This window comes from Muriicola jejuensis, assembly GCF_010671595.1.
GTDB lineage: Bacteria > Bacteroidota > Bacteroidia > Flavobacteriales > Flavobacteriaceae > Muriicola > Muriicola jejuensis.
In genome coordinates, this window is the sequence record NZ_JAABOP010000002.1 from 61992 (window position 1) to 74310 (window position 12319).

Consider the following 12319-nt stretch of genomic DNA (forward strand, 5'->3'; position numbering starts at 1 on the left):
CTATTTGATTATTGCTTTGCCAGCAGGTCCATTTGGGCAACGGTCCGGATCAGCTGTGATTCATCAGAGAGATCGATCCCTTCCTCTTTCATAAACTGTTTTACTTTATCGGCCATGGGATCGTTCAATTCTTTGAGAAAGCGGTTCTTTTTCAGGGAGACCTCTGCAATGTCTCCTCCATCCGCTTGAAGGAAGTAGGAAGTAAATGTACTGAACCTGCTTGGGATGGGGTTTACCATGGAATTTGCCGCAGGTTTGGCCTCCGTGAACTTCGATTCGAGGTGCTTATAGATCTTGAAGTTCTCACCCCTGTATAGCAGAAGCAGATACCCTTCAAGGCGATCACCCTTAGACGTGGTGAACGGCAGGTAATGATAGCCCAGGTTTCCGGTTTTGGGGATCAGGACCACCTTGGGGTCCCTGATAAGGGCCTGCTGTTTCTCTTCCGCCATCAAGGTCCTCTTTAATTCGACCTCACTGGAAAAGATGTTGTACCGGTAATAGTATTCTCCCAGGTTATCATCCTCGTAGAAAACACTTCCTTTTTCAAATTCCTCCAGTTCGTAAGGGCTACCGACCTCTGCTCCTACGAAATGGGTGACAATTTCGTCATCATCCCTGACCTGCTGGAAGAGTTTCTGCATCATCGGGGCCCATCGCTGGTGGAAATTGGAGTAAGGGATGGTCTCTCCGGCCAGGCTTGGAGCCGGTTGTCCTACTTGTTGGGCGGAAAGCTGAAAGCCCAGAATGACACATGCGATGAGGCTGTAACTTTTCATGATTCGGTGTCCAGGGTGTTGATGTATTCAAAGGTCCTGATCAGGCCCTTTTCTTCGTCCAGGTCTATCCTTTCGTCCTTGAGGAAATCCCCGACGTTCTCCCGTTCGTCTTTTTCGAGGATCCGGAGTACAGCCGATTTTTTAGTTGCCAGCTGGTCTATGCGCTCCACACCCTCCTTTTGATAGTAGTATTCCACAAAATGGGCGTATCGGCTGGGAATGTCGTTTACCATGGAGTTCACTGCGGTCTTGCCTTCGCTGTACTTCACGGCAAGTCGCTGATACAGGGTGAAATTTTTCCCCTGTTCAATGATCGAAAGGAAACCGTTCTTGGTCTCCCCTTTCTTATTGATATAAGTGGTAAACCTCAGTTCGCGACTCCCGTATTTCACCCGCACATTCTCATTAGCCAGGAGGCGTTTGGGCTCTTCTTCGGGTAAAGAGGTCTCTTTGATCTCAATTTCGCTGTTGAGGGCATTGTATCTGATGTAGTAATCACCAATATAATCCTCGCCGAAATAGATCTTACTCTTAATAAAGTCGTCAGTCAGGTAGGGCGACCCAAGAATGTTACCGTCAAAGCCGTTATCGTTTTTTCGCAGGCTAGTCATGTGTTTTGCCAGGAAGGGATCGGTTGTACCCCTGCCGCCGATTCCGAAAGCGGCCCCGGCCCCTCCGTCTATACGACCGGTGGTCTGGGCCGATGAAGTGGTAATAAATAGAATTATGAATAAGGTGGTCAATATATATTTCATCAGATCTTGTTTCTTGTTTAAAAATTAATTGGACAGGTTCAGGGCTGAAATTTCAGGGGCATCTTTGTCGTAGTGGTAGGCCCGCCAGAAGAATCCCTGGGCATTGAATTTCCAGACAACCTGGCCTGTTTCGGTAACTTCCCATACACCATAATCCCCTTCTGCGATCATTCTATTACCGTTGGGTAAAAGAACAGCCCCTGATACTTTTGGGGAATACAGATCTGGATGGGAAAAAGTCCAGATAACCTCTGGCTCATTGTCCGTGTTCGGTTGCAAATTGAATTCAGAAGGTAGTTGTAATTCATAGACCGTGGATTGCTCTAACTCCGCCCCATTGGAAAAAATGAGCATTTTACCTTCTTGCTCACCCTTGAGAAGATTGGGAAAGTGGTTGTTCTTAAACAATCGCTCTCCGCTGGCATTCCTGTAGGCCTCGGGGTTTCCGAACCGGTAGATAAGGTCGCCTCCCTTCCCGTAGTTCCCACCGGAATTTCCTCTGGCCTCCTCCGTACTTGTGCTGTGATCGATCACCCACACCTCAGAGTAAAAATTGACGCTTAGATAGATCACGTCCTTCACAGGGTCGTAAGCGATACCGTTGGCGTGCATAATGTCGCCATTGTCTATAGTGACGTAGTTGACATCGATCAGCTGGGGATTATCGGCCACTACACCAAAATGATCCTTGGTCTCATCAAAATCCTGTATGATATGATCCCAGGCATGCCATTCCCAAACGATCTGATCCGTACGCGGATCCACTTCAATAATGGCCTCGGGGAAAACATCCACCAGGGAACTGGAACCTGCATTAGCAGCCATATCCTGTGTAACGCGTTCCCAGACCATGGCCAGAACATTTCCATTGGGAAGGAGTTCTACGTCATGATGGGTTTCGGCTTCCTCTGAAGAATAATTAAAATTCCAAGTAATAGTGCCATCCGGCGCTATGAATTGAATCTTACCTCCCTGGCCGCCAAAGGTTATTTTGGGATCATCCGCCTCGAGGGTCGCCAGGAGAACTCCGTCAGATTCAAGATGGGCGTCATTGCCCAGGTTGTTACTGAGGGGCCATTCATGAACAAGTCGGGCTTCTTTGTCCATAAGAAACGCCCGGTTATTGCCTGCGTCATTGATGAGGACAAGTCCATCATATACGAGATTGGCATTCAGAAACTGTACTTCACCCATTAATACAGGCGGTTCTTCCTCAGGGTCTGTGGGATCCTCAGTTATGGGGTCTTCAGTAATCGGCTCCTCCTCCACGACAGGAGGGATCTCGTCATTGGTACAGGCGGTGAAAATCAGTATCGCCAGCAGTCCAAAGAGGTAAAGAGGTTTCTTCATATTTTACGGTTAACGCTTTCAAATTTAGTAAAAAGACGCTACTCAACCGTAACAATTCTAAATCAAAAAAGGCCATCCCGTAAGATGACCTTTTCTGCTTTTAATTTATGGATATACCCTTACGGACATATACTTAGGAATCCAGTAAAGTCTCCTATGAAAGGACTGGGTCCATCCTGATAAGCCAGTTTTCCGTTAGGAGCGTACAACTGGTAGGTCACTTCGGAATCCCAATCTCCGGAAACGTATTCCCAGGTAACGGTAGTAGCCGTAGCTGGAATGGTAATGGTCTCGGAATTGGAGGATCCCTGAGCGGCACTCACCAGATAATCAGTGGCCACACCATCGACGGTTACCCTAACTGAGGCTCCGTTCCATCCATCTCCATAAGAATCCTGCATATCCAGGGTGTAGTCACCTGGTACAGGTCCGATCGGAATACAGGCTATAACCACGTCATACTTATAAGGGGAGGAGAAATAAGATCCACCCAATACCCCGTTGTTAGCGTCCGTGTTGGAAAAAGACCTTCCGTCTGTCAGGTTCACAACGAACCTGTACGAGAATACATCTCCTCCTGAATATCCTGTACCGATACCTACCGCAGTGGCAGATTCCTGAAGGGTCGTAGAGAATGTAAGTTCAGGGAGACCTCTTGAACTGGTCGTGAAATCACTGGCGGCAAAAGTAGCCAGCAGTTGCTCAGGAACACTGGTGTCAGTTGGATCGTCCTGGTTATCCGTGAAGGAGATATACAAATCCACGGATTCTAACAATCCTCCGAATTCCCCGTCCTGTTCTTCTACGGTAACGGTCCAGACCGATCCGGGAACAAACGCGTTATAAGGACTGCCTGCCTGGGCCCTGGTCCTCAGGACCGCCCCGACGGTATAGTCGTTGAGAACGTCGTCAATCACTTTATCATCCGATTCACAGGAGATAAAGAAGGTCGTTGACAATGCTAATAGAAATACACTTATTTTTTTCATCGTAATTTTTTTAAATTAATTAGCAACAGGGAATGAAGGTGATGCCGGATTGTTATCCCAGAATACCTGGTCAGTCACTCCTGATTTCTGATTTAGAGACGAATTGTTGTTCGCCGCGTTGGCAGGGTAGAAGAAGCTTCTGATAAACGATCCCGGGTTAGGTTCCAGGTTAGGTTCCAGGTTGGTTGGATACCCTTTTCTCCTGTAGAAGTTATAGGCATCGTGTCCATTTCCTTTCAGAGCAGTAAAGAACTGCTCGGCCATTATGTTCCATTTTCCTTCATTAGAGGCCGCATCGAAACGCGTATCCAGGTCGGCCAGGAAGGCATCTACATCGGCCTGTGTAGGCGCTGTAGAGAGGTCGGCATCAGGATCTTTGGATCCGAACGTCTGAACCTTTGCGATGGATTTGGTGGCACCAGCAATGATGAAGGCTTTTCCTGATGCAGGACTACTGTTCATGGCCAGTTCTGCTCTCCAGAAATCTACCCAGGAAGCGAGCAGAAGGGGAGTGATCCCGTTTCCACCACCACCAGAGCCAAGAGCGATTGCATCGAAACGGCTGTCATCAAACATACCTGCCTGTGGGTATACACCACCTACAGTCCTTAACAGACCATCTGGTGGAATACCTGCGTCGTTTCCGTGGTTCCTTCCCCAGTACCCATTATCCAAAGAACAGAATGGGAATCCACCAGCCACATATTGTGGAGGAGGAGTAGACTGCAGGGAGCAATCCAGGGTTTCTTCGTTGGGCTCTACGAAATTACCATCCACATCCAGGGCATTAGGAGTACCGTCAGTTTGACGATAATAGTAATACTGGATCCTTGGATCATCTGTAGTGTCCATCAGGTTCATCAACCAGATTGTGGAGTAATCTCCACCACCCTGGTTGGTATAGTTCTGTGCATAGTTAGGGTGCCTGGTATCAGGCTGTACCTGATTGGTTCCCCACTGGAACTGAAGGTCATCTGCTGAAGCAGAAATAAAATTTCCACCCGAAATGATGCTGTTGAAAGCAGCGGTGTTTCCCAGGTTGAGATGCAATCTCAGTTTCAGGGTATTCGCGGCTTTTATCCATGCATCCCAGTCTCCGTCATAATAGAAATCAATATCCGGTTCTGCCAGGGCAGAGGCATTGAAATTTGAAATGGCGTTATCCAAAAGGGCCAGTGCAGCACTGTAGATATCGGCACCGCTGTCAGGAGCAGGGTTAAAATTATCCCCGCCGGCCATAGCCTCAGTATAAGGAACATCACCGAAGTAATCCACCAAGAGAGTTATGGTGTACGCCTCAATGAATTGTGCGATCGCCACGTGGTGATTCAGGCCATTACCTTCAGCCAGTGCACGCATGTCCCTGGCGTTCTTGATAACCTCCTGATACGCATCTTCCCAGTTTCCGTCAAAACCGGAAGGGGAATAGGCGTTCTGGTAGTTTCTGCTACCCATCCATTCGATTCGGGTAACCTCGGCACCTGTTTCTCCCAAAGATTCGGCAAGTCGGGCAAACCTTACCTGAACCTCGTTCAGGTAGAAGTCGACGTCCGCCTGTGAAGGAGTAAGTGCGTTAGGGTTCTCCGTAAGGTCCAGATTGGCGGTTTCACACCCAGTGAAAAGAACTCCACCGATCAAACCCATACTTAGATATTTTACTATGTTTTTCATGATCAATTTTTATTTTTATTAAAATGAAGCTTTTACACTGAGACCATACCTCCTTGAGCTAGGACCATTCAACCAGTCAAAGCCACGTCCGTTTCCGATACCTACACCGGCTACGTTGGGATCAAAGTTAGTTCCTTTAGGAATATTGATCGCCTCATACCACAGGTTGAAACCTGACAGGCTGAAGGTGAGAGATCCGAAAGGCGTCTTGTCAAGGAATTTAGATGGTACACTGTACCCCAGAGAAACTTCCTGTAAACGCACTACAGAGGCATCATATACCCTCAACTCATCTGGTCCGTAAAGGATGTTGTTGAAGTAGAAGGTAGAGTTGTTGATCTGTACCGTGTTAGGTGAACCATCAGACTGTACGCCTGGCAGGATAAAGGTGCCCAGACGATCGATGGTATCTGTACTCAGACCCCTTCCGAGAAGTACGGATGTGGTAGTCGAGAAGATATCCCCTCCATGGGTGTATCCCAGAAGGAAGCTAAAGTTGAAATTCTTGTAGCTGAAGTTGTTTCCAACGTTCAGTACCCATTCCGGGTTGGGATCTCCGATCTCGAACAGACCCTGTTCTATCACGTAGTCACCCGCAGAGTTCACAACGTAATTTCCGGCGTCATCCCTTTGAATTCGGCTTCCCACGATGATTCCAAGCGGGCTGCCGGCTTGGGCTGCGTTACCCAGGTTAGAGAAACCGGAGTACACTACGATGTCCGTATCCAGACCGAGGTCGATGACCTCTGACTCATTGGTAAACCAGTTCCCGTTGAGGGTCCATTTGAGTCCGCCTTCCTCTGATGATTGGAAGATGGCCAGGGTGGCGTCGATCTCAAGACCGTCAGATTTGATCTCCCCAACGTTGGTTTGTGTGTTGGTATACCCAGTAGAAGGATCCAAAGGACGGCTGATGATCAGGTCCTGAGTGTTCCTGGTGTAGTAGGAAGCGTCTAAGGTAAGGCGACTTCCGAACAAGCGGGCCTCGATACCGAATTCCCACTCCTCGAGCAACTCAGGCTTCAGATTGGGGTTACCCAGCAAGTTTGCACTTACGTTGGTCACCACGTCGTTTCCTGCATCGTCCTGGAAGGACTGGGTGTCGAGAACGAGGTTGGAAGCCACGGGATACCCTGTTGGGAAGTTAGCGGAGGTACCGTAACCGGCCCTGAGCTTCAAATAGTTGACACCGTTTTCACTCTGTAATCCAGGGATGAATTTGGTCGGGATCAAAGACAAACTGGCAGATGGATAAAAGATAGATCGGTTATCCTGAGCCAGGTTGGATACCCAGTCATTACGTCCGGCGAGGGTCAGGTAAACCATACGGTCGTAATCGAAGTCCAACTGTCCGTAAAGACCGGCGATATTTCTTTCTCTGAAGAACTGAATCTCATCCTGAAGTGCAAAGTTGAAGTGTCTGAGCACTCCGAATACCTGCTGTCCTGAACTCGCAACCCCATTCTGATCAAATACCTCTCTCCTTGTGGTGGCACCGGCGTTGAAGCTGAAACCAACTTTTTCGGAGATCTCGTACTGTCCGGAAAGGATCAGGTTGTGATCCAGAATCGTGTTGGTGTTGTTCCAAGTCTGAAGGATACCGCTCTGTACGGCAACACTTCCACCAACACCTCCTTTGTTCTGGGAGTTTACGTTGTTCTCACTATAGACGTCCAGACCAAAACGATAGGTCAGGTTCAGGTTGTCATTGATATCATAAATGGCGGTCATGTTCCCGAACACCCGGTTGGTCACCTGACTGTTCTTAGAGTTCTTTACGGTCCACAATGGGTGCTGGATACTGTTGTTCTGACGATAGTATACGCTGGAACCATCCACAGGGCTTTCAAAAGGCAGCCCCTGGATATCCACACTTCGGGGAGTATAGAACACATCACCGAAGATGGAGGATCCTGTTCCAACCGCTCCACTCGCATCACTCGCCGCAACGGGAGGTGTACGGTAATCGGTATTGGAAAAGTTCAGGGTTCCTGAAACGGTAAATTTGTTGGTAAGGATAGCCCTACCTCCCATACCGATGGTGTACCTCCTCAGGTTGTTCCCGGGGGTAAAGCCCTGGTCGTCGAGGAGACCGAAGTTCATGTTATAGGAAACATCTCCATCCTTGGAACTACCGTTCACGTTTACGGAGTTGGTTTGAACGATTCCCTGCTTAAAGAATTTCTCTACACTGTCATAAGGCTTCCATGGATAGCGGGCCCCTGCAAATTCCGGGAAGGCCGCCCTGATAGCTGCTGTGGATGTAGAATATGGGTGAGCGAGGGTTCCGTTGGCATCGATGGCCGCCTGTGTACCCCATCCGGCTACACCATCCCTGTCGAAGCTTGGTCCCCAGTTACTGAAGAACCATCCGAAGGCCTGGTCGAATCCGTTTCCGTATTGATCCTGGTAATCAGGAAGAGAGGCGATCTCGTTGACAAAGATGGAACTAGATACGGTGATCTCATTCTTCTTAGCCTGCCCTGTGCTTACCGCACCGTTCTTGGTGGTGATCAGGATCACCCCGTTACGACCGGCTGTACCGTAGAGAGTGGCAGCAGCCAGACCTTTCAATACGTTTACGCTTTCGATGTTGTTAGGATCAAGGTCCAGGAACCTACTGGATCCGGTGTTACCATCGGCGAAGTCCCCCTGTTCGTTAGTACTGCTGTCAAAAGGCACCCCGTCTACGATAAACAGTGGCTGGTTACTGCCACTGAACGTACTGAGACCCCTGATGATGATACTGGTACCCGAACCGGAAAGTCCACTTTGGTTCTGAATATTTACCCCGGAAGCCTTACCGGTCAGGATACGACCGACATCTCCTTCAGCTCGCTGCTCGAGCAACTCGTCGCTTACCTCGGAGACCGCATAACCCAGGGCCTGCTTTTCCTTTTTAATACCTTGTGCCGTTACGACCACTTCTTCCAACGCCTGAGCGTCTTCCTGCATCTGCACATTGATTGAGTTACTGGCACCGATGGTGACCCGTACATTTCTCTGGCCGATGTAGGTGAAAAGAAGCGTTTGCCCAGCACTACCACGGATGGAGTAATTACCGTCAAAATCGGTCTGAGTTCCTGTAGTGGTCCCTTCAACGACGATGTTTACTCCTGGAAGCGGAAGCCCGTCCTGGTCCGTCACGGTACCGGTGATCGTCTTCTCCTGCGCAAAGGTCAAATGCACAACAAACGCCAACAACAGCGTCAAGATTCCATTTAGATTTGTTCTCATTTTAAAATTATTTGAATTAGGTAAGTGCGAAAATCCTAATTCTATGTTAATAATCCAAACTTATTTTAATAAAATTTTAAGAGCTAAACGGCATACCCTCTAATGGGTTTCATGGATTTCAGGGATTTCTCAATTATTCCTGTGCTGTGGTAGTAGATCCCAAAAAGAAGTCTTTTTTTTCTGAGGTCCGTTATAAAGGGTTTTATGCCCCATGTAAGGTGAACCCTGTTCACCTCGGGATACTTCTTTCACAATACTTCCTCCCAAACCCTGTGATTCGGGACGACCATTAGCAGTATTACCTATTATAGAGAACTGAGCATACGACGGGTTCCTCGGAGCAAGTTTTTTATCCTTATATATTAAGGTATACGAAAATGCGAATGGTGGTAAGTTTACCGTCTGTCCGGAACGGATTCGAAAATTCTTATAAAATTACCAGACAACCATTTGAATTATCTGTAATAATTACTACATTTGCCGACCCTTAAAAGAGGGTAGATTTTTTTACATATTTATTTATATGCCAACAATTTCACAATTAGTACGAAAAGGAAGGGCCACAATTACCAAGAAGAGTAAATCGGCTGCTTTGGATTCGTGTCCTCAGAGAAGGGGTGTCTGCACGCGTGTTTACACCACTACTCCAAAGAAACCAAACTCGGCCATGAGGAAAGTGGCCAGGGTAAGGCTGACCAACGGGAAGGAAGTGAACGCTTACATCCCAGGAGAAGGACACAACCTCCAAGAGCACTCGATAGTATTGGTTAGAGGCGGAAGGGTGAAGGATTTGCCAGGAGTTAGATATCACATCGTGAGAGGGGCTTTGGATACTGCAGGTGTTGCCGGCAGGACTCAGAGACGATCTAAGTACGGCGCCAAAAGACCCAAAAAGTAAGCATCACTTTTAAGCAGAAGCAATGAGAAAAAGACAGGCAAAGAAAAGACCACTCTTACCGGACCCGAGGTTTAACGACCAGCTGGTCACCCGTTTTGTCAACATGATGATGTGGGACGGAAAGAAATCCGTGGCCTTTAAAGTTTTCTACGATGCCATCGATATCGTGGAACAAAAGAAGACGGACGAGGAGAAAACAGGCTTGGAGTTGTGGAAAGATGCCCTCTCCAACGTAATGCCTCACGTTGAGGTAAGGAGCCGCAGGGTGGGAGGAGCTACCTTCCAGATCCCTATGCAGATCAGGCCGGATCGCAAGATCTCCACTGCGATGAAATGGCTCATCAATTTCTCGAGAAAGAGAAATGAGAAATCCATGGCCCAAAAACTGGCCGGGGAGATCCTCGCAGCTGCCAAAGAAGAAGGCGCTGCAGTTAAGAAGCGGGTTGATACTCATAAGATGGCAGAAGCCAACAAAGCATTCTCTCACTTCAGATTCTAAAACAAAACATGGGAAGAGATTTAAAATATACAAGGAATATAGGTATTGCAGCACACATCGATGCGGGTAAAACCACCACTACAGAACGTATTCTGTTCTATACGGGGGTTAGCCACAAGATCGGAGAGGTGCATGACGGTGCGGCTACGATGGACTGGATGGAGCAGGAGCAGGAGAGAGGTATTACCATCACTTCTGCAGCTACTACCTGTACCTGGAATTTTCCGATGAAAAACGGACAGATCATCGAAGATACCAAGCCTTACCATTTCAACATTATAGATACTCCTGGCCACGTGGACTTTACCGTAGAGGTGAATCGTTCCCTCCGTGTCCTGGATGGACTCGTTTTTCTTTTCAGCGCCGTAGACGGTGTGGAACCTCAGTCCGAGACCAACTGGCGCCTTGCCGATAATTACAAGGTTCCCAGGATGGGCTTTGTCAACAAAATGGACAGACAGGGGGCTAACTTCCTTGCAGTCTGTCAGCAGGTAAAGGATATGCTGAAGTCGAACGCTGTGCCAATCGTATTGCCGATAGGTGATGAGGCCGACTTCAAAGGGATCGTGGACCTGGTGAAGAACCGTGCGATCGTGTGGCATGAAGATAACTTCGGATCCACCTTTGATGTGATCGACATTCCTGCCGAAATGGAGGCAGAGGTTAAAGAGTACCGTGCTGCCCTTATCGAAGCGGTAGCGGAATACGATGAAAACCTGATGGAGAAATTCTTCGAAGACGAGGATTCCATCACAGAAGACGAAGTACACGCCGCTCTCAGGGCAGCCGTAATGGACATGAGCATCATCCCGATGATCTGTGGCTCCTCCTTTAAGAACAAAGGGGTTCAGTTCCTCCTGGATGCCGTATGCCGTTACCTTCCTTCTCCAATGGACAAGGACGCTATCGTGGGGATCAACCCCGATACCGGGGCAGAAGTCGCAAGGAAACCCGATGTAAAGGAGCCTTTTGCCGCCCTCGCTTTTAAGATCGCGACAGACCCATTTGTGGGCCGACTCGCATTCTTCCGTGCCTATTCGGGTAAACTCGATGCCGGTTCCTATGTATTGAACAATCGTTCCGGAAATAAAGAGAGGATCTCGAGGATCTACCAGATGCACTCCAATAAACAAAATGCTGTGGAATCTATCTCTGCAGGAGATATCGGAGCTGCAGTTGGTTTCAAGGACATCAAGACAGGGGATACCCTTTCTGATGAAAAACACCCTATCGTTCTCGAGAGTATGAACTTCCCTGATCCTGTGATCGGGATCGCTGTAGAGCCCAAGACCAAGGCCGATGTGGATAAGTTGGGGATGGCTCTCTCCAAACTGGCAGAAGAGGATCCCACCTTCCAGGTGAAGACCGATGAGGCTTCAGGACAAACAATCATCTCAGGAATGGGGGAATTGCACCTCGATATCATCGTAGACCGACTCCGCAGGGAGTTCAAGGTGGAAGTGAACCAGGGTCAGCCTCAGGTAGAATACAAGGAAGCGATCACGCAGGCGGCCAACCACAGGGAAGTCTACAAGAAGCAGACGGGTGGACGTGGTAAGTTTGCCGACATCGTCTTTACAATGGAGCCTTCTACTCAGGAGAAAGCCGGCCTCGAATTCGTGAATGAGATCAAGGGAGGAAACATCCCTAAAGAATATATACCCTCAGTTGAGAAAGGTTTCAGGGAAGCCATGAAGAACGGGCCTCTGGCAGGCTTCGAAATGGACAGTATGAAAATCGTCCTCAAGGATGGATCTTTCCACCCTGTGGATTCGGATTCACTTTCCTTCGAACTGGCTGCGAAAATGGGGTACAAAACAGCTGCCAAAGCAGCACGTGCCGTACTTATGGAGCCTATTATGAAGCTGGAGGTGCTCACCCCGGAAGAAAACATGGGGGATATAGTAGGTGACCTCAACCGAAGGAGGGGGCAGGTGAACAACATGTCTGACCGTTCCGGATCCAAGGTGATCAAAGCGGAAGTGCCGCTTTCGGAAATGTTCGGTTATGTGACCTCTCTGAGGACGTTGTCCTCCGGTAGGGCTACCAGCACCATGGAGTTCTCTCACTATGCCGAAACACCTTCGAACATTGCAGAAGAGGTCATAAAAGCAACCAAAGGGGTAACCGCTTAATTTCAA

9 protein-coding genes are annotated in these 12319 nt (G+C 48.5%); 3 read left to right on the top strand and 6 right to left on the bottom strand.

Annotated features, from left to right (window positions below; all coding sequences use genetic code 11):
• Positions 1-8: 8 nt before the first annotated feature.
• The 6 genes from GWK09_RS08240 to GWK09_RS08265 all read right to left on the bottom strand — a co-directional run bounded on the left by GWK09_RS08240 (position 9) and on the right by GWK09_RS08265 (position 8781).
• Positions 9-779 carry a hypothetical protein gene (locus GWK09_RS08240; protein WP_163692654.1) on the bottom strand — a complete coding sequence of 257 codons (771 nt, stop codon included), beginning with the start codon at positions 777-779 and terminating at the stop codon, positions 9-11.
• The gene (locus GWK09_RS08245) at positions 776-1534 is read right to left on the bottom strand and encodes a hypothetical protein (RefSeq protein WP_163692655.1); all 759 of its coding nucleotides are present in this window, start codon (positions 1532-1534) and stop codon (positions 776-778) included. Before GWK09_RS08245 ends, GWK09_RS08240 begins: the two co-directional genes overlap by 4 nt.
• A 24-nt stretch (positions 1535-1558) precedes the next feature.
• A complete protein-coding gene (locus GWK09_RS08250) occupies positions 1559-2884 on the bottom strand; it encodes an aryl-sulfate sulfotransferase (protein ID WP_163692657.1) in 1326 nt (441 codons plus the stop codon).
• A 119-nt stretch (positions 2885-3003) separates the two neighbouring features.
• Positions 3004-3873: a hypothetical protein gene (locus GWK09_RS08255; RefSeq protein ID WP_163692659.1), complete on the bottom strand. Its 870-nt coding sequence runs from the start codon at positions 3871-3873 to the stop codon at positions 3004-3006.
• A 15-nt stretch (positions 3874-3888) separates the two neighbouring features.
• Positions 3889-5544, bottom strand: coding sequence for a SusD/RagB family nutrient-binding outer membrane lipoprotein (locus tag GWK09_RS08260; protein WP_163692661.1), 1656 nt, complete (start codon positions 5542-5544; stop codon positions 3889-3891).
• 18 nt (positions 5545-5562) lie between these two features.
• On the bottom strand, positions 5563-8781 hold the full coding sequence (locus GWK09_RS08265; protein WP_163692664.1) for a SusC/RagA family TonB-linked outer membrane protein: 3219 nt from the start codon (positions 8779-8781) through the stop codon (positions 5563-5565).
• Positions 8782-9304: 523 nt separating this feature from the next.
• On the opposite strand from GWK09_RS08265, the gene rpsL reads away from it, so the two are divergent.
• The 3 genes from rpsL to fusA are packed head-to-tail and all read left to right on the top strand — an operon-like array spanning position 9305 to position 12313.
• Positions 9305-9679 carry a 30S ribosomal protein S12 gene (gene rpsL, locus GWK09_RS08270; protein ID WP_013305196.1) on the top strand — a complete coding sequence of 125 codons (375 nt, stop codon included), beginning with the start codon at positions 9305-9307 and terminating at the stop codon, positions 9677-9679.
• Between the two features lie 22 nt (positions 9680-9701).
• Positions 9702-10178, top strand: a complete 477-nt coding sequence (rpsG, locus tag GWK09_RS08275; RefSeq protein WP_163692665.1) for a 30S ribosomal protein S7 — start codon at positions 9702-9704, stop codon at positions 10176-10178.
• 8 nt (positions 10179-10186) lie between these two features.
• Positions 10187-12313, top strand: a complete 2127-nt coding sequence (gene fusA / locus GWK09_RS08280) for an elongation factor G (RefSeq protein WP_163692667.1) — start codon at positions 10187-10189, stop codon at positions 12311-12313.
• Positions 12314-12319: the final 6 nt, after the last annotated feature.